25 protein-coding genes are annotated in these 22,825 nt (G+C 57.1%); 7 read left to right on the top strand and 18 right to left on the bottom strand.

Annotated elements, in window-relative coordinates:
* Positions 1-16: 16 nt before the first annotated feature.
* The 3 genes from panB (at position 17) to panC (ending at position 2,339) form a co-directional block, all read left to right on the top strand.
* Entirely contained in the window at positions 17-808 is a 792-nt protein-coding gene (gene panB, locus P4L78_RS21860; RefSeq protein WP_283148148.1) for a 3-methyl-2-oxobutanoate hydroxymethyltransferase, read from the top strand.
* On the top strand, positions 808-1,416 hold the full coding sequence (locus tag P4L78_RS21855) for an HD domain-containing protein (protein WP_309330727.1): 609 nt from the start codon (positions 808-810) through the stop codon (positions 1,414-1,416). Before panB ends, P4L78_RS21855 begins: the two co-directional genes overlap by 1 nt.
* A gap of 83 nt (positions 1,417-1,499) precedes the next feature.
* Positions 1,500-2,339 (top strand): pantoate--beta-alanine ligase, encoded by an 840-nt coding sequence (gene panC / locus P4L78_RS21850; protein ID WP_283148150.1) that lies wholly within the window; start codon positions 1,500-1,502, stop codon positions 2,337-2,339.
* A gap of 63 nt (positions 2,340-2,402) precedes the next feature.
* On the opposite strand, the gene P4L78_RS21845 is transcribed toward panC, so the two are convergent.
* Together P4L78_RS21845 and argA are read right to left on the bottom strand one after the other, a co-directional pair.
* Positions 2,403-3,017 carry a LysE family translocator gene (locus P4L78_RS21845; RefSeq protein WP_309330724.1) on the bottom strand — a complete coding sequence of 205 codons (615 nt, stop codon included), beginning with the start codon at positions 3,015-3,017 and terminating at the stop codon, positions 2,403-2,405.
* Between the two features lie 140 nt (positions 3,018-3,157).
* Positions 3,158-4,471: an amino-acid N-acetyltransferase gene (gene argA, locus P4L78_RS21840; protein ID WP_283148152.1), complete on the bottom strand. Its 1,314-nt coding sequence runs from the start codon at positions 4,469-4,471 to the stop codon at positions 3,158-3,160.
* 297 nt (positions 4,472-4,768) lie between these two features.
* Between argA and P4L78_RS21835 the strand changes: the two genes are divergently transcribed.
* Positions 4,769-5,311, top strand: a complete 543-nt coding sequence (locus P4L78_RS21835; protein ID WP_309330721.1) for an acyloxyacyl hydrolase — start codon at positions 4,769-4,771, stop codon at positions 5,309-5,311.
* A gap of 76 nt (positions 5,312-5,387) precedes the next feature.
* On the opposite strand, the gene nagA is transcribed toward P4L78_RS21835, so the two are convergent.
* The 8 genes from nagA to P4L78_RS21795 all read right to left on the bottom strand — a co-directional run bounded on the left by nagA (position 5,388) and on the right by P4L78_RS21795 (position 11,275).
* Positions 5,388-6,494: an N-acetylglucosamine-6-phosphate deacetylase gene (nagA, locus tag P4L78_RS21830; RefSeq protein WP_309330719.1), complete on the bottom strand. Its 1,107-nt coding sequence runs from the start codon at positions 6,492-6,494 to the stop codon at positions 5,388-5,390.
* 133 nt (positions 6,495-6,627) lie between these two features.
* Positions 6,628-7,005 (bottom strand): DUF2237 domain-containing protein, encoded by a 378-nt coding sequence (locus tag P4L78_RS21825; protein ID WP_309330718.1) that lies wholly within the window; start codon positions 7,003-7,005, stop codon positions 6,628-6,630.
* Position 7,006: 1 nt separating this feature from the next.
* Positions 7,007-7,786, bottom strand: coding sequence for an MBL fold metallo-hydrolase (locus P4L78_RS21820; RefSeq protein WP_309330716.1), 780 nt, complete (start codon positions 7,784-7,786; stop codon positions 7,007-7,009).
* Positions 7,783-8,559: a TatD family hydrolase gene (locus P4L78_RS21815; protein WP_309330713.1), complete on the bottom strand. Its 777-nt coding sequence runs from the start codon at positions 8,557-8,559 to the stop codon at positions 7,783-7,785. The genes P4L78_RS21820 and P4L78_RS21815 overlap by 4 nt, the downstream gene beginning before the upstream one ends.
* A gap of 114 nt (positions 8,560-8,673) precedes the next feature.
* Complete coding sequence (locus P4L78_RS21810; RefSeq protein WP_283148158.1) at positions 8,674-9,039, bottom strand: PilZ domain-containing protein; 366 nt, start codon at positions 9,037-9,039, stop codon at positions 8,674-8,676.
* Between the two features lie 6 nt (positions 9,040-9,045).
* Positions 9,046-10,062 carry a DNA polymerase III subunit delta' gene (gene holB, locus P4L78_RS21805; protein ID WP_283148159.1) on the bottom strand — a complete coding sequence of 339 codons (1,017 nt, stop codon included), beginning with the start codon at positions 10,060-10,062 and terminating at the stop codon, positions 9,046-9,048.
* On the bottom strand, positions 10,059-10,712 hold the full coding sequence (gene tmk, locus P4L78_RS21800) for a dTMP kinase (protein WP_283148160.1): 654 nt from the start codon (positions 10,710-10,712) through the stop codon (positions 10,059-10,061). Before tmk ends, holB begins: the two co-directional genes overlap by 4 nt.
* 125 nt (positions 10,713-10,837) lie before the next feature.
* The gene (locus tag P4L78_RS21795) at positions 10,838-11,275 is read right to left on the bottom strand and encodes a PilZ domain-containing protein (protein ID WP_309330711.1); all 438 of its coding nucleotides are present in this window, start codon (positions 11,273-11,275) and stop codon (positions 10,838-10,840) included.
* Positions 11,276-11,484: 209 nt separating this feature from the next.
* On the opposite strand from P4L78_RS21795, the gene P4L78_RS21790 reads away from it, so the two are divergent.
* Positions 11,485-12,279, top strand: a complete 795-nt coding sequence (locus tag P4L78_RS21790; RefSeq protein ID WP_283148162.1) for a class III extradiol ring-cleavage dioxygenase — start codon at positions 11,485-11,487, stop codon at positions 12,277-12,279.
* 80 nt (positions 12,280-12,359) lie between these two features.
* Here the strand turns inward: P4L78_RS21790 and P4L78_RS21785 are convergent, their stop codons facing one another.
* From P4L78_RS21785 to P4L78_RS21770, 4 genes are all read right to left on the bottom strand, one after another.
* A complete protein-coding gene (locus tag P4L78_RS21785) occupies positions 12,360-13,133 on the bottom strand; it encodes a MetQ/NlpA family ABC transporter substrate-binding protein (RefSeq protein WP_283148163.1) in 774 nt (257 codons plus the stop codon).
* A gap of 108 nt (positions 13,134-13,241) precedes the next feature.
* Positions 13,242-13,421, bottom strand: coding sequence for an HU family DNA-binding protein (locus P4L78_RS21780; RefSeq protein ID WP_283148164.1), 180 nt, complete (start codon positions 13,419-13,421; stop codon positions 13,242-13,244).
* Positions 13,422-13,482: 61 nt separating this feature from the next.
* On the bottom strand, positions 13,483-14,148 hold the full coding sequence (locus tag P4L78_RS21775; RefSeq protein WP_309330709.1) for a methionine ABC transporter permease: 666 nt from the start codon (positions 14,146-14,148) through the stop codon (positions 13,483-13,485).
* Complete coding sequence (locus P4L78_RS21770) at positions 14,145-15,155, bottom strand: methionine ABC transporter ATP-binding protein (RefSeq protein ID WP_309330707.1); 1,011 nt, start codon at positions 15,153-15,155, stop codon at positions 14,145-14,147. Before P4L78_RS21770 ends, P4L78_RS21775 begins: the two co-directional genes overlap by 4 nt.
* A 517-nt stretch (positions 15,156-15,672) precedes the next feature.
* Here P4L78_RS21770 and P4L78_RS21765 point away from each other — a divergent pair.
* Positions 15,673-16,485, top strand: coding sequence for a DUF4397 domain-containing protein (locus tag P4L78_RS21765; RefSeq protein WP_309330705.1), 813 nt, complete (start codon positions 15,673-15,675; stop codon positions 16,483-16,485).
* Positions 16,486-16,590: 105 nt separating this feature from the next.
* On the opposite strand, the gene P4L78_RS21760 is transcribed toward P4L78_RS21765, so the two are convergent.
* The 4 genes from P4L78_RS21760 to P4L78_RS21745 form a co-directional block, all read right to left on the bottom strand.
* On the bottom strand, positions 16,591-17,781 hold the full coding sequence (locus tag P4L78_RS21760) for a DUF2252 family protein (RefSeq protein ID WP_309330703.1): 1,191 nt from the start codon (positions 17,779-17,781) through the stop codon (positions 16,591-16,593).
* A gap of 71 nt (positions 17,782-17,852) precedes the next feature.
* Positions 17,853-18,098, bottom strand: a complete 246-nt coding sequence (locus P4L78_RS21755) for a hypothetical protein (RefSeq protein WP_309330701.1) — start codon at positions 18,096-18,098, stop codon at positions 17,853-17,855.
* A gap of 10 nt (positions 18,099-18,108) precedes the next feature.
* Positions 18,109-18,978: a DNA/RNA non-specific endonuclease gene (locus P4L78_RS21750; protein ID WP_309330699.1), complete on the bottom strand. Its 870-nt coding sequence runs from the start codon at positions 18,976-18,978 to the stop codon at positions 18,109-18,111.
* 143 nt (positions 18,979-19,121) lie between these two features.
* A complete protein-coding gene (locus P4L78_RS21745; protein WP_283148171.1) occupies positions 19,122-20,036 on the bottom strand; it encodes an aspartyl/asparaginyl beta-hydroxylase domain-containing protein in 915 nt (304 codons plus the stop codon).
* Positions 20,037-20,634: 598 nt separating this feature from the next.
* Here P4L78_RS21745 and P4L78_RS21740 point away from each other — a divergent pair.
* On the top strand, positions 20,635-22,560 hold the full coding sequence (locus tag P4L78_RS21740) for a carbohydrate-binding module family 20 domain-containing protein (RefSeq protein WP_309330697.1): 1,926 nt from the start codon (positions 20,635-20,637) through the stop codon (positions 22,558-22,560).
* Positions 22,561-22,825 lie beyond the last annotated feature (265 nt).

The raw sequence follows: 22,825 nt of genomic DNA, 5'->3' as shown, positions 1-22,825 counted from the left end.
GACAGGATTTACCACCATGAAAGTCACCATCAACACGCTGAACAAAATGAAGCAGGATGGCCAGAAGATCGCCATGCTGACCTGTTACGACGCCAGTTTTGCCACGCTGCTGGATGAATCCGGCGTGGATATCCTGTTGATTGGTGATTCGCTGGGCAACGTGGTGCAAGGGCAGACTTCAACCTTGCCGGTGACGCTGGATCACATGATCTATCACACCGCCTGCGTTGCCAAAGGCACCAAAGATGCGCTGGTGCTGGCCGACCTGCCGTTTGGCAGCTACCAGGGCAGCCCGCAGCAAGCGTTTGATAGCGCAGTGCGGTTGATGCAGGCCGGTGCCGAAATGGTCAAGCTCGAAGGCGGGATGGTGATGACCGAAACCGTAGATTTCCTGGTGAATCGTGGTATCCCGGTCTGTATGCACATTGGCCTGCAGCCGCAGTCCGTCAATCTGTACGGCGGTTACAAGGTGCAGGGCAAAACCGAGTTTGAAGCCGAAACGCTCAAGCGCGACGCCTTGGCGCTGCAAGCCGCGGGTGCCAGTTTGATCCTGATGGAAATGGTACCCGCCGCCGTGGCCAAAGCCGTGACCGAGTCGCTCAGCATTCCCAATATCGGCATTGGTGCGGGCGTGGATTGCGATGGCCAGGTGCTGGTATTGCATGACATGCTCGGTGTGTATCCGGGCAAGAAAGCGCGCTTCGTGAAGAACTTCATGACCGGTGCTAGCAGCATTCAGGGCGCGGTCGAGAACTATGTGAAAGCGGTGAAGGGTTCGACCTTCCCGGCAGACGAGCATTCGTTCTGATGACCGCGCCGCTCAGTACCGATTTCGCTGCAGTTACCTCATTCATGCTGGAGCTGGAAAAGCTCAAAGGCGTGCTGCGCAAGAATCGTCCACTCGGGCAGACTCGTTACGAAAACACCGCTGAACACAGTTGGCAGATTTGCCTGCTGGCCATGTCGGTGGTGCCGTTTGCCGCCGAGGCTGTCGATATCTCCCGCATTACCCAGTTGTTGCTGGTACACGATATTCCCGAGATCGATGCTGGCGACGTAAACGTGTATGACGCAGCCGGTCGGGCTGCAGCCGAAGCCAAAGAAATGGCCGGGGCCGAACGCATTTTTGGCTTGTTGCCTGCTGAAACTGGCGAATGGCTGTTTAGCCTGTGGCGCGAATTCACCACCGGTGATTCGCCCGAAGCGCGTTATGCCCGCGCGATTGATCGCATGATGCCCATGCTGCAAAACCTGAATAGTGGCGGCCAGAGCTGGCGCGAAAACGGCATCCGCATTGATCAGGTCGTGGGCATGAATCGACCCAAGGTATCTGGCGTGTTCCCGTCGATCTGGGTGCAGATCGAACAGCAGTTGCATGAGGCCGTGACTCGCGGCGATCTGGGCGCGGCGCAGTAAAGATTTATTGGTAGCAAGCATTACCAGAACGACTCTGCGCAATTCACATCAAACTATCAAATAATCAGACATTCAGGTCCGATATGAAAATCATCCATAGCATCGCTGAACTGCGCGCATGGCGCGCCAACGCTGGCAAGGTGGCTTTTGTCCCCACCATGGGCAACCTGCATCAGGGGCACATGGCGCTGATTCGCGAAGCGCAAAAACACGCCGATCATGTGGTGGTAAGCATTTTTGTGAACCGGCTGCAATTTGGTCAGGGCGAAGATTTCGACCGTTACCCACGCACCCTGCAGGCCGATGCTGATTTGATCGGCGCGGTGGCCAGCAATGCTGTGGTGTTCGCGCCGGATGAAAAAGAACTTTATCCGCACGTGGTGCAGCATTACAAAGTCGATCCCCCGGCGATCCAGGATGAACTCTGTGGCGCGTTCCGCCCCGGGCATTTTGGCGGCGTGGCCACGGTGGTGACCAAGTTGTTCAATATCGTGCAGCCCACGGTGGCGTGCTTTGGCAAGAAAGACTACCAGCAACTGTTCATCATCCAGAGCATGGTTGAGGAGTTGAACCAGCCGGTGCAGATTATCCCGGTCGATACTGGCCGCGCAGCCAATGGTCTGGCACTGTCATCGCGCAATGGTTATCTCACGCCGGAAGAACTGGCCGAAGCACCGCGTATTTTTCATCACCTGTCACGCATGAAAACCGCCATTGAGGCCGGTGAGCGCGATTATGAAAAACTGGCCAACGAAACCATCGCCGACCTCACGGCGCGCGGTTGGGGGCAGATTGATTATGTTGAGGCGCGCAATGCGCTGACCCTCAAACCGGCCACGCATACCGATCACCATATCGTGCTGCTGATCGCCGCACGCATCGGCAAAACGCGTCTGATCGACAATATGGAAATCGATTTGTGAGGTGTATGGATGTAAAAAAGGAGCCGATCGGCTCCTTTTTTTCGCTCGCAATTTGCGTAACGCTTAACGCCGGGCAAACGCCAGCAAACCACCGACCGCAAAGAATGCCCCGCCGCAGCCGCGATTGAACATCTTCACTCGCGAAGGGCTGGCCAGCCACGCGGCCAGTTTGGCGCCGCCAGCGGCGTAGGCTACTTGCCAGCTGGATTCGATCACAAAGAAGGTGGCCAGCAGCACAATCCATTGTTGCTGTTGCGGCAGATGCGGGTCTACAAACTGCGGCAAGAAGGCACCGGCAAACAAGATGGCCTTCGGGTTGGATAACGCAACAGTCAGCCCCAGCCGGTAACGTGAGCTCGCCGTATCACTATTGGCTTTGGGCAGGGCGAGTTCCGAGCCGGCCTTCCAGCTTTGCCAACCCAGATAAACCAGATACGCCGCGCCGATCAGTTTCAGGACGAAAAACAAAGTGGCCGATGCCGCCAGAATCGCCGCCAGTCCAAACGCCGATGCAGTGAACAGAATGCCAAGCCCGGTAAAGGCGCCTGCCATCGTAGAGGTGGTGGCCTTCCAGCCGTAACGCGTGCCGTGAGACAGCATTAGCAACATGTTCGGGCCAGGCGTGGCGGAAATAAGCAGGGTGGTGGCGATAAATGCCAGCCAGAGATCAAAGCGCATGATGAATCCTTTACTGCCCAAAGCTTTACAACAAAGCGGCCGTTCAATATACCGCTTGCATAGGCTTTGCAGGAGGTACAACACCGGCGCAACCTGGCCGATACAGTGATTGCGCCGGGTGGTCGATGGATTTCCGGGCCTTAACGCAGCTGTTTGATAAACACTTTGGAGCGGCGCTGATAGTTGTACAGGCTCTTTTTCTCCATCGGCAATTCATCGACAGTGGCTTGGGCGAAGCCGCGCTCGACAAACCAATGTGAAGTCCGCGTGGTCAGCGCAAACAGTGCTGTCATGCCCTGGCTGCGCGCTTGCTGTTCCACATGACGCAACAACACGGCGCCACGGTCTTCATCACGGTAATCGGGGTGAACAACCAGGCAGGCCATTTCGGCCATCTGGCTATCGGCAAACGGGTGCACTGCCACGCAGCCGATGATCTTGCCATCGTGTTCCAGCACCGAATACCGGTTGATTTCGCGCTCCAGCAATTCGCGGCCGCGTTTAACCAGCACGCCTTGATCTTCCAGTGGTTCAATCAGCTGCAACATACCGCCAACATCATCAATGACTGCGTGGCGCATGGTCTCCAGCGTTTCGCGTGAGACCATGGTGCCGACGCCTTCGTGGCTGAACAACTCCATCAGCATGGCGCCGTCGACGTTGTGGCTAACCAGATGCGCCCGCGCCACGCCCCGGCGCACCGCTTTGATCGCGCAGGGCAGATACAGCCGGACGTCTTCGTTGACGTTGGGGTTGGCGGCCAGAAACTGCTCGGCTTCCAGCGCGGTCATTTCGGTCTGCAGTTCACCGCTGGCATCGACCACGCCTTCCTGACCAAACAGGAACAGCAGTTTGTGAGCGCGCAGGGCGATCGCGGCGCTGGTGGCGACGTCTTCCAGTGTCAGGTTGAAAATCTCGCCGGTCGGCGAATAACCCAAGGTGGACAGCAGCACCATTTCGCCATCATCCAGCCGGTAATTCACGGCAGTGGTATCCACTTTGCGCACTTCGCCGGTGTACATCAGATCCAGCCCATCACGCACGCCCATAGGTTGAGCGGTGACGAAGTTACCGGCAGAAACGCGGATATGTGCGTTGGCCATGGGCGAGTTGGCCAGACCCATCGACAGCAGCGATTCGATTTCCACCCGCACCTGACCGACTGCCTGAATCACGCATTCGAGCGTTTCGGCATCGGTTACGCGCACACCCTTGTGGTAATGCACGCTCAGGCCGCGTTCGGTCAACCGGGTTTCAATTTGTGGGCGGGCACCATGCACCACTACCAGTCGCACCCCCAGACTCGTTAGCAGATTGATATCGTGTGTCAGCGTAAAAAAGCGGCCATCGCGCACCACTTCGCCACCCAAAGCGATCACAAAAGTGCGACCACGAAAGGCGTGAATATAAGGGGCGGCTTGGCGAAACCATTGCACGAAATCACTGGACTGCATACGGGCTCCATATTTGCCGCTCTTGTGAAGCGGCAGGGGGCAAAAAACGGCGCGGGCCGGGATGCTTGATTGTAAGGCAAACGCCGCCAGATATTGCTCTCTTCCAGGTACAACTTTTCTGGTCCAGGCGCGTTATACCTTCGCATCAATATAAAACCATATCGCGAACGGGATCAGTAGATCACCTACAGGCGGGCGGCATAGCGCGGTGATAATGTATGCGGCGCAGATTGTCTGGAGTGCTGGAAGCTGTTTTTCAAGTAGCCACAATTACAACGAGAGTAACATTACCGCGCCATGAAAAAGATACTACTCACCCTTGCACTGGCTTCGGCCGTATGTGGTGCCCAGGCGGCACCGATTGATTCATTCTCGGCTGCGCTCGGAGAATCCACTCGCCCCCACGGAGAAAACACGCCCGACGTCTTGCGTTTATCCGTGACCAAAGACTGGGACACCCGCTGGTTTGAAACGTCCACCGGTTACCTCACCGGGTACTGGGAGTTCGCCATGGGCGCATTCAAGCCGCAAGACACCACCGCGTTCGATGTCGATGTGGTGCCGATGTTTCGCTACCAGTTCAACGTGGGCGCCAACTGGTGCAAACCGTTTGTTGAGCTCGGCGTCGGTGTTGCGTACCTGAGCGAGCACAAAGTCACGGATGACCATGACCTGACTTCGCATGCCCAGTTCAGCGATCGTATTGGTGCTGGTTGCGGTTTTGATGCCGGTCGCCAGGAAGTGGGGATTAACTTCCATCACTTCTCCAATGGTGGTCTGGACAAGCCCAATCCGGGTATCGACTTTTTGCTGATGCGCTACGCTTATCATTTCGAATGACCGGCAGCGCCATTGTCACCGCAAAAAAGCCCACGCTGACGTGGGCTTTTTTTGTGTCAGCGAGATGCTGATGGCCTCAACCAACCGCGTGTACCTGTTCGCCTTCGACATAAACCGCAGTGACATTCAAGTCCCGATCCAGTACTACCCAGTCGGCCCATGCGCCCACGCCAATGCGACCGCGATCTGCCAGCCCCAGATAATCCGCCGGATTGCGCGAGAGGCGGCTGGATGCGTCTTCCAGCGTCAGGCCAAGAGAGACCAGGTTGCGCAAGGCTTGATCCATGGTCAGCGCACTGCCAGCCAGCGTGCCATCGGGCAGACGCACACCGCCCATGCACTTGGTGATGGTGCGGCCTTCGTCCTTGGTGTATTCGCCGTCGGGCAAGCCGGTGGCGACCGACGCATCCGTCACGCAATAGAGCTTGGGAATGGCGCGCAGGGCGACTTTCATGGCACCCGGATGCACGTGGATCAGATCCGGAATCAGTTCGCTATATTCGGCATGTGCCAGCGCTGCGCCGACCATGCCGGGTGCGCGGTGGCCGAGCGGCGACATGGCGTTGTAAAGATGGGTAAAGCCACTGGCACCATGTTCCAGCGCGGCCACGCCTTCTTCGTACGTGCCTAGCGAGTGGCCGATCTGCACGCGCACGCCACGCGCCGCCAGAATCTGGATGATCTCGCCGTGCCCGGCAATCTCCGGCGAGAGGGTAATGATCTTGACCGGCACCGTGGCCAGATATTGTTCCAGCTCGGCCATGACGGCGGTGCGGGTGTGGTCAGGCAGCCCACCCAGGCGGCCAGGATTCACGTACGGGCCTTCCAGATGTACGCCCAGAAACCGCGCGCCGCCAGCAGGACGATGGGCGATGGGGTCTGCCAGCGCTTGCAGCAGCGCAAACAAACGCTCGTGCGGTGCATTTACCGTCGTGGCCAGCAGGGCGGTGGTGCCGTGGCTGGCGTGCATGCGCGAAATAACGGCAGCGGCTTCGGCGCCATCCATGATATTGGCGCCATTGGCACCATGTACATGCAAGTCGATAAAGCCGGGCAGGACGTAACCGTCGGTGTTGTTGGCCGGATCAGCCGAGATGGCGTCAATGGCGCTGACGCGGCCTGCCGCGCTATGAACGGTGCCGCGGCGCCAGCCAGCTAAAGTCAGAATGTTGCCCGATACCATGAATGCCCCTGAGTCCGTCTCAATTTGTCTGGGCATTCATTATGCGAGTGCAACGCCTCGCGTGGTAAGGCCTGAATTGGCCAGGTTTGCTTGATATCGGCAATTATTGTTTGCCAGGGCGTGCCAACCAGATTCAGTGGCGCGAGTAATCCAGCGAGAAATTCACCAGTGTTTCCAGCGAAACATGTTCGAGGATAGATTCATGCGTGGCGGCCATGATGACCTTGGGTGCCTTGCCTGCGGTGAGTGCCTCTATCCAGCGGGCCTCGCACAGGCACCAGTGGTCGCCGGGTTTGAGGCCATCAAAACCCCATTCCGGCCGTGGCGTGGAAAGGTCGTTACCCTGTGCTTTGGAAAACGCCAGAAACTCGGCCGTCATTTGCACGCAGACCGTGTGCTTGCCGGCGTCGTCTTCATGCTCGCCACAACACCCATTGCGGGTGAAGCCGGTGAGCGGATCAAGGCTGCAAGCCACCAGCGGTAAACCAAGGACGTTCAGGTCTTGTGTCATGTCAGCGCTCCGCAATCACGTGCAATCCATCGTAACCCACTTCAATGCCGTCAGGCAGGCGAGCGGACAATGCATGAAATTCCAGTTCGTGGGTCATGTGGATCAGCACGGTGCGGCGCGCTTTGATGCGTTGCGCCGCTTCCAGTGCCTGATCTACACCGAAATGAGTCGGATGTGGAATAGGGCGCAGACAATCCAGAAACAGCACGTCCAGATTTGCCAGTCGCTCGTAACTCTCTTCGGGAATAAGCGATACGTCGGTCAGATACGCCACGTTGCCGATGCGATAGCCCAGAATCGGCCACTTGCCATGCATCAGCGGAATCGGCGTGATGGTGACGTCCTTGATCTTGAACGGCTGGTCGTCAATTTCGGTCAGCGTCAGTACCGGTTTGTCCCAGTACTCGCCCGGTGCCAGCAACGTATAGCTGAAGCGGCTTTTGATGTGCTCGGCCATCAAGGTATTGCCATAGACCGGAATTGCCGCACGGTTGAGCCAGCAAAAGGCACGCAAGTCATCAATGCCATGCAGGTGGTCGGCATGCGGGTGCGTATAGAGCACGGCGTCTATATGCAGCAGGCCTTCGCGCAGGACTTGCTGGCGTAAATCCGGGCCGGTATCAATCAAAAACGTCAGTCCACCAGCCTTGATTATGGCGCTGGCGCGGGTGCGGCGATTTTTGGGGTCGGTTGAAGTGCAGGTGGCGCATTGGCAGCCGAGCGCCGGTGAGCCGCCACTGGAGCCAACGCCCAGCAAGGTCGCTTCAACCACCGCGTTCATTGCACTGCCCTCGCCTGGGCAAACAGTTTGAAGAAGTTGGCGGTGGTGGCGTTGGCGATGGTGGCCAGCGTTTCGCCACGCAATTCGGCGATATGTTCCGCCACGTGACGCACCCAGCCCGGCTGATTCATTTTTCCGCGAAACGGCACTGGCGCCAGATAGGGCGAGTCGGTCTCGATCAGCATGCGATCCAGCGGCACGCGCTTGGCGACTTCCTTCAGTTCCTCGGCCTTTTTGAAGGTGACGATGCCGGAGAACGAGATATAAAAATTGAGGTCAATCGCCGCTTTGGCCACATCCCAGGATTCGGTAAAGCAATGCATCACGCCGCCGAACTTATCGGCGCCTTCTTCTTTCATGATGCGGATGGTGTCTTCTGCCGCCGAGCGAGTATGGATGATCAACGGCAAACCCGTTGCCCGTGATGCGCGGATGTGGGTGCGAAAGCGCTCGCGTTGCCATTCCAGATCACCTTCCAGCCGAAAGTAATCCAGCCCGGTTTCTCCGATGGCGACCACTTTGGGCTGCCGTGCCAGTTCCACCAATTGTTCAACCGTCGGTTCGATGGTGTCTTCGTAATCCGGATGCACGCCTACCGAAGCAAACAGGTTGGGTTGCGACTGCGCCAGACTCAGCACGCTGGGCAGATCGGGCAAGTTCACGGCCACGACCAGTGCGTGCGTGACTTTGTTGTCCGCCATGGTGGCCAGATGCTGATCCAGGTTGCTGACCAGGTCGGGGAAATTGAGATGGCAATGCGAGTCGACAAACATACAGGGCTAATCCGGAAAGCAGGAATCGGGAAAACAAACAGGCCGCGTAGTGGCGGCCTGTTCATTGTAAATCAACAGCTTGCTGTCAGGGGCACGGTGTGCCAGCTGCGGTGGTTACATCGTGTGCGTGGTGCGGGCCGATTGCAGATAGCCGCCCAGCAACGCCTCGATCTTGTTACGTGCTTGCGTGCCGGCTTCATTGCCGGAAAAACGCACGCCTATGCCTTGCTGGTGATTGTTGTGCGCGCCGGTCGGGGTCAGCCAGATTACGTGGCCGGACACGGCAATCTTGGCCGGATCGTCCAGCAGGGACAACAACATGAACACTTCGTCACCCAGCCGGTAAGGCTTGTTGGTGGGAATGAAAATGCCGCCACCTTTCACAAAAGGCATATACGACGCATACAGTGCCGCTTTTTCCTTGATGTTCAGCGAGAGCACACCAGGGCGGGTTGTCCCGGTGCGGACGGGTTCATTCATGTCGGTTTATCCTGTCAGCTTGCCGCGTAATGCAGCCAGATAATCGAACAACAGCGATTCAAATACCAATCGGGCGTTCAGTGGGTGATGCGCCAGCCGTTGAGCCTGCTGCAACCGGTCCACGTATTTGAGCATACGCGGCGCGCGTGGTGCTAACTTTGTAAGCGCAGGCTCTCGATCTGGATAATAGCGAATCCGCCCGGACATGCCTAAAGCAATCAGATCGTGGGTCCATTTCTGCAGCCATTCGATCACTTTCGCCGGCTCAACCTTGGCTTTTTCGATCTCGGCGGCCAGCCCCAGCACATTAAGCGACCCCGGCGCGCTGATCTGGTTAAGCACGCTGGTGCACAAAGGCTGCCATTCGGCGTCAGCTTCTTCCAGCGCGGCCAGCGGTGAACCGCCAGTGTGGGCCAGATGCAACTCGGCATCGGCCACGCCTTGTTCATTCAGCCAGACTGTTGCTGAGGCGCGATCCGGCGTGGTGAGCGGCAACACACGACAACGACTGCGGATGGTGGGCAACAAGCGCCGGGCCTGATGTGCCACCAGAATGAACTGGGCGCCTGCGGGAGGCTCTTCCAGCGTTTTTAGAAAGGCGTTGGCCGCGGCGGTATTCATGGCTTCTGCCGGATAAACCAGCGTAACCCGCGCGCCATTGCGGTGGGCCGAGAGATTGACGAAGTCGGCCAGCTCGCGGATTTCATCCACGCCAATAATCGGCTGCTTGCGCTTGGCTTTGGTGTCTTCCAGTTCTTCATCCACCGGATCAGCCGGAGCCAGAATGCGAAAGTCCGGGTGATTGCCCGCGGCTTGCCAGCGACAACCCTCGCACACACCACAAGGCGCCAGCGCACGATCTTTGTTCTCGCACAGATACCAGGCGGCAAGGCGTTCGGCAAAGCGGCGTTTGCCGATACCTGGTTCGCCAGTCAACAACAATGCATGCGGCAGTCGTGCCGGATCATGCATGAACTGCTGCCATTGGGCCGTCTGCCAAGGGTAAAGCTCGTATTGCGTCATGCCAGATGCTCGTGCGACCAGCCGCTCAGAAACTTCTGCAAATCGGCCTGAATGGTTTCGATCGGGCGGGCAGCGTTAATCACCTTGAAGCGTTGCGGTGCCGCCTTGGCGCGTTCCAGATAGGCCGCGCGGACACGCTCATGAAACTGGGCTGCCTCGCGCTCAAAGCGATCGAGTTCACGGCTTTGGGCGATACGCGCCTGGCTGACTTCGGGCGGAACATCAAACAGCAGGGTCAGATCTGGCTGCAACATTTGCGCCGGACCACCTTGCACCCACTGTTCCAGCGCTTCGAATTTATCTCGCGCCAGGCCACGGCCACCACCTTGATAGGCGTAAGTGGCATCGCTGAAACGGTCGCACAACACCCATTCGCCTCGCGCCAGTGCCGGTTCAATAACCCCGGCGATATGTTCGCGGCGAGAGGCAAACATCAGCAGCGCCTCGGTTTCCAGGTGCATGGGTTCGTTTAGCAACAACGCCCGCAATTTTTCACCCAGCGGCGTGCCGCCAGGTTCACGGGTCACCACGTGGGCGATGCGCTCGCTGGTGAGCCAGCGGTCGATCCAGTTCAGTTGAGTGCTTTTTCCCGCGCCATCCACGCCTTCTACGGTGATGAAACGACCTCGGGTTGCCAGCTGGTTATGCATGGTGGGAATCGCCAGAAAATATCCCGGCGATTGTCGCATAGATGTGAGTTGAACGGGCCGCCGCCCGGACTGGCAAGCGTGCGGTACGGCGTTTGCGGGTCAAATGGCTACCGCTTAACAACAGCTCAGTCGGGGCGCACCGCAAAGGGCGCGGGCACACGTGCCGCCAGGGTTTGCCTCAGAAGGGCTTTGCCGTCGCGCTTGAATTCAACAAATTGCACGCCGGTGCGAAACACGTTGAATTCACCGGAAAGCACCGTGTACACCACGCGGCTTTTGACTTCGACGATTTTGGGGCGTTGGCCTGCGTTGGTGGCGGGAATGCTGATCAATACCGTGACGCGATCCGACGTCGGCAGGCTGAAATCTGAATGCAGGCTCAGGCCGTTGGACGAAATATCAAAAGCGCGTACGCGAAATGACAGCCGCTCTTCACTATCCGGATACACAATGGCCACCCGCCAGTTCACCAGATAACGTGTGTCTTTACGCGAGTCCTGGATGGTGTTTCCCGGAAAATGTTCCTGGAAATAATCATCTTCGGCGTGAGGTGCATCCTGCATGGTATGGGAGTAAATGTCGTAATGAGTCGATCTGCATTATAAGAACAGCGCGCACCTCACGGCCATTTGTTTCCGGCCCGGTGGCATCGGGTGTGGCGAGATTGTCCCTACTGCAGCAATAAATCATCCTTGCTGGCGATCTTTATGTCGGCGGGCTCAAGTTGCAAACTGACGGTCAGTGATTACCCATACCTATTCAGGAGTACACCATGACCCGTTTGCCAACTCTGTTTGTCTCGCACGGCTCGCCCATGCTGGCGCTGGATGCCGGAAAAACGGGTGAGGCCTGGGCACGAGTGGCGGCCAGCCTGCCGCGGCCTCGTGCCATTTTGATGGTTTCAGCCCATTGGCATCACGAAAACAGCGGCGTTACCACTGCCGCAGAACTGGATACCATCCATGACTTTTACGGTTTTCCGGCGCCGCTGTATGACCAGCAATATCCGGTGCCTGGCGTACCTGAACTGGCCAAAGAAATTGCCGATGAATTTGGCGCGCTGGGTCTGCAGGTTATGCTGGACCCGCAACGCGGGCTGGATCATGGCGCGTGGGTGCCGCTGAAATCGATGTACCCGCAAGGCGATATTCCGGTGGTGCAGATGGCGCTGGATTTACGCCGCGACACCGACTGGCATTACGCCGTGGGCCGCGCGTTGAACAAGCTGCGTGACGAGGGCATTCTGATTATTGGCTCCGGCAGCATCACCCATAATCTGCGCGACATCATTCCCGGCGTGAGCGAAGGCCCGCAGATTCCGGCTTATGTGCCCGCATTTATGGACTGGATGCATCAACATATCGTCGCCAAAGATGTCACGGCACTGCTCGACTATCGCCAGCAATCTCCGGGTGGCGTGCGCGCACATCCGTCGCAAGATCACATCTTGCCGTTGTACGTGGCGATGGGCGCGGCTGATGGCGAAACTGCGGTGCGTGAATACACGGCGGTGACTGAAGGTGTATTGGGGATGGATATCTACCGCTTTGGTGAGATTCCCGCGTAATAGTGAGCGGACCGCGCTGCCAACAAAAAACCCGACCATTCTGGCCGGGTTTTTTCATTAGGTACTTTCAAACAGGCAAATCAGAACGCCGGAACAACCGCGCCTTGATACTTGTCCTGGATGAATTTCTTCGTTTCCGGGCTGGTCAGAGCGGCGGCCAGTTTTTTCATGGCGTCGCTGTCTTTGTTGTCGGGGCGAGCAACCAGTACGTTCACGTATGGCGATTGCGCGCCTTCGATGGCCAGTGCATCTTTGGTCGGGTTCAGCTTGGCTTGCAGCGCGTAGTTGGTGTTGATCAGGGCCAGATCAACCTGGTTCAGCACGCGTGGCAGCGTAGCAGCTTCCAGTTCCTTGAACTTCAGGTGCTTCGGATTCTGTGCGATGTCTTTCGGGGTGGCCAGAATGTTGTTGGCATCTTTCAGCTTGATCACGCCTTCTTTATCCAGCAGCAACAAGGCGCGACCGCCGTTGGTGGCGTCGTTCGGAATCGCGATGGTGGCACCGTCTTTCAGATCAGCCAGTTTCTTGATTTTGCTGGAATACGCACCAAACGGCTCAACGTGTACGCCGACCACGGGGACCAGGTTGGTGCCTTTGCCTTTGTTGAACTCGGCCAGATACGGCTTGTGCTGGAAGAAGTTGGCATCCAGGCGTTTTTCGGCCACTTGCACGTTGGGTTGCACGTAGTCGCTGAATACTTTGATATCCAGATCCACGCCTTCTTTGGCCAGGATCGGCTTCACGAACTCGAGGATTTCAGCGTGTGGCACGGCAGTGGCGGCAACCGAAATCTTTTCGGCGGCGTGGGCATTGAAGGCCAGCGCGGCAGCCAGCAGAGTCAGCAGTTTTTTCATTGTTGCGGTTTCCTTGTTAGAAACAGTGATTCGATGCCCCGCGACGATCGCCGCGGCGCATCAGTAAGTGAAACAGTCAGGTCTGACTCAACAGGTAGTCATGCGTGCTCAAGGCGTCCTGGTGTAGCCAAACAGGCCAAACAGCCGGTCGGTGACCTTGCCGATGGTGGGCGACGCAGATAACTCGTCGTCCAGTATCTTTTCAAATGCTTCCAGCACCTTTTCGCAATCGGCGGCATTAATGCCCGACCTGGCGCTGACGGCGAGAATGACTTCGGCTTTGTTCATGGTGCTTTCCCCTGGGTTGCGGTCAATGAAAAACTGCGGGGAAAGCGTAAAGCCCACGGGTTTACTTGCGCGAAAAATGCACCACCAGTTTGTCCCCGATCATTTGCAGAATTTGCACCAGCACGATCAAGATCAGCACGGTGACGACCATCACGTCAGTCTGAAAGCGCTGGTAGCCGTAACGAATGGCTAGATCGCCCAAGCCGCCGCCGCCAATGACGCCCGCCATGGCGGTGTAAGACACCAGAGTAATGGCGGTGACGGTAGCTCCCGCCAGAATGCCGGGGCGAGCTTCCGGCAACAGTGCGCCGGAAATGATCTGGCGAGTGGTGGCGCCCATGGCCTGAGTGGCTTCGATAATGCCGCGATCCACTTCGCGCAACGCGGTTTCCACCAGTCGGGCAAAGAACGGTGTAGCGCCGACGACCAGCGGCGGAATCGCCCCGGCCACACCCAGCGACGTGCCGGTGAGCAATACCGTGAACGGGATCATCACGATCAGCAGAATCACAAATGGCACCGAGCGCAGCACGTTCACCACGAATGACAACACGCCATACACCGCAGGTTGTTCCAGTAATTGCTTGCGGCCGGTCAGAAACAGCAGCACGCCCAAGGGCAGGCCCAGCACCAGCGTGAACAGCGACGAACCCGCCAGCATCAACAAAGTATCTTGCGTGGCTTGCCAGATATCGGACCAGTCCACGTTCGCAAAAAGATCGTTCATCCGCGCAAAATCTCCACGGTCAGGCCAGCGTCGCTAAAGCGCTGCAGGGCAATTTCTGGTTGGCCACCGGTAATCGACAGAATCAGCTGGCCATAAGGCGTGTCTTTGATGCGGTCGATCCGGCCAGACAAAATACTGAAGTCCACGCCAGTCTCGCGCGCCACCTGGCCCAGCACCGGTTCATAAGTCTGCTCGCCGCGAAAAGTCAGCCGCACAATGCGGCCCGGCACGTGAGCGTAGGCATCGGTTTCTTCGGCTTCGTCGACGTTTTCCGCTTCTTGTACAAAACGCTGGGTGGTGACGTGTTGCGGATGCAAAAACACGTCGGCCACGTTACCCACTTCCACCACGCGCCCGGCGTCCAGCACGGCCACGCGGTCACCAATGCGGCGGATCACATCCATTTCATGCGTGATGACCACGATGGTCAGATTGAATTCGCGGTTGATCTCGGCCAGCAATTGCAGCACCGATTGCGTGGTCTGCGGGTCCAGCGCGCTGGTGGCTTCATCACACAGCAGCACTTTGGGGTTGGTCGCCAAAGCGCGGGCGATGCCGACGCGTTGTTTCTGGCCGCCGGACAACTGCGCCGGATATTTGTTGGCGTGGTCCGCCAGACCCACGCGGGCCAGCAACTGCTCCACGCGATCCTTGATCTGTACCGATGAATACATGCCTGCCAGCTTGAGCGGAAAAGCCACGTTGTCGGCCACGGTCTTGCTGGATAACAGATTGAAATGCTGAAAGATCATGCCAATGCCGCGGCGCTGCTCGCGCAACTGCGCTGAATCGGAGGCGGTGATTTCCACGCCATCAATCAGTACGCGCCCGGAAGTGGGTTTTTCCAGCAGGTTAATCAAGCGCACCAGCGTGGATTTACCCGCACCGGAGTGACCAATAATGCCGAAAATCTCGCCAGCCTCAATTTTCAGATCGATGCCGTTGAGCGCCGGGATGGCCCGGCCGTCCACATTGAAAGACTTGTGGACATCAATAAATTCAATCACGAAGCAACCTTGTGGGTTACGCAAAATTATGGAAATTATCGGGTGAGATGACCCAAGGCGCCATGTTAATGAGTTGCTTTATAACTGCAAAATCTTTGTGGTGATATGAATATCACAAAATCGCATTATGAAGCATTGGCGCGGCTTGTAGCCGGATCGCGTCTGACCCGTGATGAAGGGGCAAGATTATATATGCTGATGTGCTGATCAGCCCTGCCGATGGTCCGGTGATAGTGCACAAGAGGTCGCCCTATAAGCCAAAACCCGGCAATTGCGCGCTACGGTTTTGCTGTGCGGTTAATCTGCGCTGATCAATCACAGTCGCGCCTTTTCTGACCTGAGATTGAATCCGTCTTATGTGTAATCCAGATTTAGTCTGTCAGTGGTTGTAGGTCTATTCCTGGCAAATACTACGCGCTCGTCCGGTATTTTCTCCAAAAAATACGGCCTATCTTTCGTTTCAGGTTTGGCATCTGCAATGCAAATTACCTCGCCAATAAACGAAGGAGATTTAACAATGAAGCACGCAAATCAGGATAACAAACACACCTTTATTCGCTGGGCCAAAGCCATTGCCTTGATTGCCGGATTAGGCTCGGTATTGCTGCTCAGTGCTTGCGGCGGCGATGATGGCCCGGATGATCGACTGGGCCTTAGCAAGCCGGCATTGCGGGTGATTCACGCTTTCCCTAACGGCCCGCAAATTGATGCGCTGACCAATGGCAACGTCTCCGCTAGCGGCCTGAGCTATCTGGCAACCAAAGCGTATTTTGATATCGATGACACCCAGACCACCGTCAGCGCCAATCTGGCCGGGACATCTACCCAGGTTTCCACTGCTTCTTTCAAGGCGGCAACCGGGCATAAATACACCTATGCCTTCGTCGCTGGCACCAGCGCCACCAACGACGCGGTGCTGATTGATGATCCGTATGAAAAGGGTTTGCTGTCAGACAAGGCGCGCGTACGCACGCTGAATGCGGCGTTCAATACCGGGAACGTGGATATCTACGTGCTTAAATCGACCGATACCCTGGCTGGCGCCACGCCGATGGCTAGTGCGATTGGCTTCAAGACTGCCTACCCGGCTTCTGGTGCAGATTCAATTGATCTGGACGGCGGTCAGGTGACGGTGGTGGTGACTGACGCCGGCTCCAAAACGCCAATTTTCACGTCGACGCAGACCTCGCTGGATAACAACGCCGATTGGCTGATTACCGTGGTGCCACAACAAGGCGTTGCCGCTGTCACCCCGGATCAGATCAAAGTGCTGGTGGTAAAAACCAATGATCCAAACAATGCAGGTTTTGAATTGACTCCAGCTTCCTGATTGCCCGCCAAATCGTTTATCTAGCGTACCAGCAATAAAGGCCTCCATTCCGGGGGCCTTTATTGTTGCTCATTCATGGAAGTGGCATTGGGCAGGCCAACAACATTAGCTGCTCATTTGCAGTGCATATTTGCGGCAATGTTCCAGATACCCTTGCTCATGACTCCCCACCAATTGCACCACGCTATTCCATAACCAGGAGGGCGCATCCAGCGTTTTGCTGCGATTGCGCCGCAATTCGGCCTTCCAGCTGCGGCGGGTATCGGCGTCCATTTGCCGGGCATGGGCAACACCCACAACCTGAGCCAGGTAGTACGCCACATGCATGGCCTCGTCGGTATCGAGGGTTTCGATTTCCAGCTTCAAATCTTGTGGCAATAACTCACGCACGAATACGGCGTGATCCATAAAGCGGGTGGCGACCAGACGTTCGCCCAGCGCGGGAGACAGATGCTTTGCGCCTTCCCGAACGCGCTGACCGTTATCGCGAGGCATGTGAGCATGCGCATGGCGCGGAGCTGCCGCGCGGATCGCCTCTTTCACATCCATCAAACAATAATCGCGGTCCTCACCTTCACCTATTCCCAGCAACAATGCATAACGCAGTAAACCCAGTGAGCTACAGCCTTTGACCCAATAGGCCGCATCCAGCAGTTCGACTGGCGAATCATCAGCGCGGGACTTCAAACGGGTGGCCAGATGCTGCAGGTCGGGCTGGCGGAACAAGTCTTTAAGTGCGGATTTTTCGTCCTTGGAGAGCGGCCAGAAATGCTTGCCACGCGGAATGGTCGGCTTGGGGTCGTCAATCCGCTCCCGTGCGAGTTCTTTCCAGGAGCGCGTCACCGCCTCGCGCACCACCAGTTGCACTGCATCTGGCCGGTTTTTGGGTGGGCGCGGTTTGCCGGAGAATGATTGTTCGTAGCCCAGCATCATTTGCTCCAGCATGCGGGCGGTGACCACGCCGGGCAAGCGGCTGCCGCGTGCCGCTGTCGCGAGCGACAAAGCCAGGCGCACCAGATCATGCGCTGGGTTGCCGATGACGGTCTGGTCCAGATCGCGGATCTGCACGTCGATGTCGCCGTCGGCATAACCCAGCGGGCCGAGGTTGCCGATATGGCAATCGCCGCAAATCCATACTGCCGGGCCATGCGGTAAGGCGTGACCATGCTGGCTGTGTAGCCATTCATAAAACTGGACGGTATTGCCCCGCACATAAGCGTGAGGCGAGCGTGCCATTTTTTCGTTGCGCCGCGCCAGCAATAGCGGGCGGCGTTCATCCGGCGATGGCAGCTTCATGGAACTCCAGACTCAAACAAGGGAAGATTTCATGCTAGCTGCCAATGTGGGATGGCGCTGTCAGCGAATGGCTAAAAAGGATTGGCGCCTTCGCTGATAGGCGCGACGCTGATGTGTTCGGGCAAGGCATCAGTTTGCAAGGTGTGTACAACCGCGTTGAGCGCAGTTTGCAATGCCAGCGCCGCCGCCAGCCCAGCTTGATCTTTGGTGATATCCAGCGAGCCAAATACGGCAATGCGATCCAGCCGGTTTTCCAGTGTCAACTCGCCAATTTGCAAGGTGTCTGCCTCGTTGGCATAAGGGCTGAAATGATCCATGCGGCGTTCCTTAGAGTGACCGAACCAGTTGTTTGAGCATGCGATAGAACTCGTGTTCGAGCCAGCGCCAGATGGCGTTGTCACTGCTTGATTCACGGGTAGCGCGGCTATGTGTGGCGCGAGGCCCGCTGCTGGCCGGTTTGGGCGGCGGCAGACGCATGGCTTGCTGTCTGGCGGCTTCGGGCAAGGTCGGGAAAGGGTTGATGCCGATTCTTTTTTCCAGCTCGGCAATCGACACCACCTGGTAATCGTCGCCCGGCGCGTTGGGTGTGACGTACGCCGCCGCTTGTTGCTTGCTCGGGTTATAGACCGCTTTGTATAGATACGTCGGCACCAACACCCGGTTGTTGAGGCGCTTGATGGCGCTGCCTTCAAACAGCGGGCCGGTGACCACGTATACCTCGCCATCGCGCACAGCCATGTCTCGCACGGACGCCTCAAGCCCCGCCCACAGGCCGCGATTGTTTTCCGGTGACTGGGGGATCATATTGGCCAGACTGAAGCTCTGAAACTGGGCATCTTTATCTGGCATATCGCCATTCGGGCTCATGTGGCCACGATCAAAACCGCTGCGGGCGTAATCGGCCAGTTCCGGGTGCGGCATGTTCTGTAGCTGCGGTTCTTCGTGAAAGGTGTCGGTACGCACCATCTCGCGCGCTTGTTGCACGCGCTGGCGGGTGATGTGCTCGGCTGACCACAAAGGGGTGAGTGATACGCCGGAATACAACACGGCAAAGGCATCAAAACACAATGGTTTGGTATCGCGTGCCAGCTTGGGGTTGTGTACATCCGGCGCGCGTCCGGAGAAAAACTGGGCAGGGCAGTTGCTGGCGCTGGCCAGTGCCAGCGGCGCCGCAGCGAGCAGGATTGCCGCGAACAAAAGACTTTTCATTGTTGTTATGGAAGAGGGCGATGGAACGGAGGCAGAGCGTACAAAGTGTGGGGCTGCCTGTCCATGCCGTTCTGCGGCGAATAGTGGCTGCCGCGTGCTTTAGCTCACAAATGGCACTGTCGCAGCCGAAGTCAGATAAGCAAAAACAAGGCAATGACCGAGCCAATCAGCCCGACGCGAGTAAGACGGTAAACGCGCGGATTCCAGCGTTTGAAGCGCTTGCGGTGTTCCCCGACCCAACCGGCGTAACGAAACAGGCGACTGAGTGCCCCGCAATGATCACCATCGCGATTGGGTGAACTGGCGGCGGCGACAATATTTTGGCCCACCCAATTATTCAAAGTGCTTGCCCACGAGTAGCGCATCGGTCGTTCGATATCGCAAAACAGGATTAACCGACCCTGACCACTGTGGTTCTCGGCGCGGTGGATAAACGTCTCGTCAAACACCACGCCTTCGCCATCGCGCCAGCTATAGCGCTGGCCATCCACTTCGATATAGCAACGGTCGTCATTGGGCGTGATCAAGCCCAGGTGATAACGCAGTGAACCGGCGTACGGGTCTCGATGCGGATTCAGTTTGCCGCCATCGGGCAACCAGGCAAACATCGCCGCTTTGACGCTGGGCAACGTACGCAGCAACGCCGTGGTGCGGGGGCACAGGACCTCGGCAGAGGGGTGCGCTTCGCCGTACCACTTCAGATAAAACCGCTTCCAGCCATATTTGAAAAACGAATTGAAACCGGCGTCGTCATTGTGTTGTGCCGCGCGGATATGCTGGGCGTCGAGCAAGCGCTGGCCTTCCTCGCGGATTTCCAGCCAGTGAGATTGCAGGATTTTCAGATCAGGAAAAGCGCTGACGCAAACAAACGGCGTATCCGGCACGGATGAGCATGCATACATCAGGACATTGACCGGCGCGGCTACGGATGAATGATCAAAGACTTGATGGCGCCATGAATGACGCACGCGGCCGCGTAAATGCACCCGCAAAATGGCGGCACCAATCAGTAATACCAGGGCGACCTTTAGTAGCAAGCCTGCCATGAAAGTCTCCTTCCCGGATTGGCACCGGTGACTGCGGCGCATAACCCGGTATTGCGTGCGGTTGTTTTTATGGTTTTTTCGATGGGTGCGAGCACCAGCATCGGATTGGCGGATGTATTCATCTCGCCGATATGACAAAAGACTGCCCGAGCGCGACAGGGTCGCAACGCAGCAATGTTCTGCTTTAGTTGTAGTCACTACGCAAAATTACGTGTAGTCAAAATCATGACGATGCGCTGGGTTGCCAAGGAAAATATCAGTTTTTAACTGCTTCACACCGGTTTTAATTCATAAAATCGATGCAAAACCGGTCAAATTGGCTGCCGCTTGTCGGAGAAAAGCGGGCGTGTTTTTTATGTGCGCGATGTTGCAAACCCAGCTTTTGGCTATGCAGATGGCGTAAATGCTGTGACCTGCAGTGCAACCAGGTGGTTGTGTAGTGAGTTTCAATTGAAATGCGTAGTTGAATACGAAAAACCCTGTGGCTTAGGCTTCCCTCTGAATTCAAACCGGTTTGACTGGAGGTATGAGTTCAGGCGGCAAATTGAGGAGTCTTTGCCTGGAAAGAGCGGTAAGAAGATCAAAAAAGGACCGAAAAATGAGATTTACACTCACAGTAACGACGGCTGCATTGTGTTCAGTATTGATTGCCTGCGGCGGTGGCGGCGGCGCCTCCGCAGCAGATGGCAGTAGCAATTCCACCTCGACCAAGGCCAGTGGCGTAGTCTCGGCCAGTTACAACCCTTCTTATACATCGGTGCAGTTGTTCCACTGGAAGTGGAGCGATGTCGCCAAGGAATGTACGGATTTTCTCGGCCCGCAAGGTTACGGCGCAGTGCAGATATCGCCGCCGCAAGCGTCCAAGGTGACCGGCAACTGGTGGGATATGTACCAGCCGGTGAATTTCGGCAGCCTCACCAGCCGCATGGGTAACGAATCTGATCTGCAAAACATGATCAACACATGCCATGCCGCGCATGTGCGGGTGTACGCCGACGTCGTGGTGAACCAGATGGCTGCAGACTCCAGCAGCAGCTACAGCGCCACCGATGGCTCAACCTGGAACGCCAGCACGCTGACGTATCCGCAGTTTTCCAGTAATGATTTCCACTCCAATTGCACCATTCAATCCAGCGATTACGGCTCCCCCGGCAATCGCAGCAACGTGATGTTGTGTCGCCTGGACGGCATGCCGGATCTGGCGACCGAAAGCAGTTATGTGCAGGGCGTGATCTCCTCTTACCTGAAGAAGCTGCTCTCGCTTGGGGTGGATGGTTTCCGGCTGGATGCAGCCAAACACCAGCAACCGACGGCATTGAACAGCATCCTCAACACGGTGAAAGCCACCTATCCGACCACGCTGGCGGGCGAGAACATCTGGGTGACGCAAGAGGTGATCCCCGACGGCAACGTGGTGCGTTCGGATTACTTCCAGAACGGCACCATCAACGAGTTCCAGTTCACCTATGCCATTCGCGATGCCTTCCGCAACAACAACGGCAACAATCTGGCCAGCCTGCCGACCATGATGGGCACGCCGGGTAACTGGGGCGGCAGTTGGGGCTTTGTACAGCCGCAATATGCCACCGTGTTTGTGAATAACTGGGACACCGAACGCAGTGGGACGGATTCGCTCAATGCCAGCAACTACGCCGGTGCAACCAACGATTCCCAAGGCACCAAGCGCTACGATCTGGCCAATATCTTCATGCTGGCATGGCCGTATGGCGAGGCCCAGGTCCAATCCGGGTTCCGTTTCAGCAACGTGGATCAGGATGCGCCCACCGCCAGCCCGTACGACGCCAGCGGCAACGCCCAGATCAATGTGAACTGGGACTTCATCCATCGCTGGTCGGACATCTCCAACATGGTGGCGTTCCGTACCGCCACCAACGGCCAGGGCGTGAGCAACTGGACCACCGGTACGGGCAACCAGATTGCCTTTAGCCGTGGCGCTGTGGGCTTTGTGGCCATCAATAACGACACCAGCGCCTGGAGCAAAACCTTCCAGACTGGCTTACCTGCGGGCACCTATTGCAACGTGGTACATGGCCTGGTTAGCGGCACTGCTTGCGCCAGCGATAGCGTGACGGTGGATGCCAGCGGCAACGCCTCCATTACCCTGCCTGCCAATGGCGGAAGTACGGTGCCAGCGGTGGCGATCTACACCGGGCAGAAGCTGGGTGGATCAGGCTCGGGTGGTGCCACTACTTGCCCGGTGACATTTACCATCGCCAATGCCAACACCAGCTTTGGGCAGAATCTGTACGTGGTCGGCAACCAGACCGTCCTTGGTAACTGGACTCCGGCCAGCGGGTTTGCTCTGACCATCGTCGGCAGCGGCGCAAACGCTACGTGGTCTGGCACCATTTCGCTCCCGGCGAGTACCGCCATCCAGTACAAATATGTGAAATGGGACGGCACCACCGCGACGTGGGAGAGCAATCAATCCACCAGCAGTGGTAATCGCGAAGCGACGACTTGCTCAAGCGGCGCGCAGGCGCTTAATGATGGAAGTTTTTGAGTGACGGATTAATGAAACGAAAGGGCCGCAAATGCGGCCCTTTTTCTTGTGAGGTACTAACCCGGATTGCCATTAACGACTGACCCAAATCATCCTGCAGCATCGTTTGCTTTTGGTTTGATTTTAGATACTGGCAAACAATGATCGCCAATCACGCCGACCGACCGAGGGGCCGCAGGATGCGTGCAAGCAATCTTGGCAAACAGATGGTTTGCTTCGGCTTTTGACTTCGGGCCCCCTTGCGGTAGCGGGGTCGCCTTTCTTT

The organism is Silvimonas sp., from assembly GCF_031291215.1.
GTDB lineage: Bacteria > Pseudomonadota > Gammaproteobacteria > Burkholderiales > Chitinibacteraceae > Silvimonas > Silvimonas soli.
This window is presented reverse-complemented; position numbering and strand designations above follow the sequence as displayed.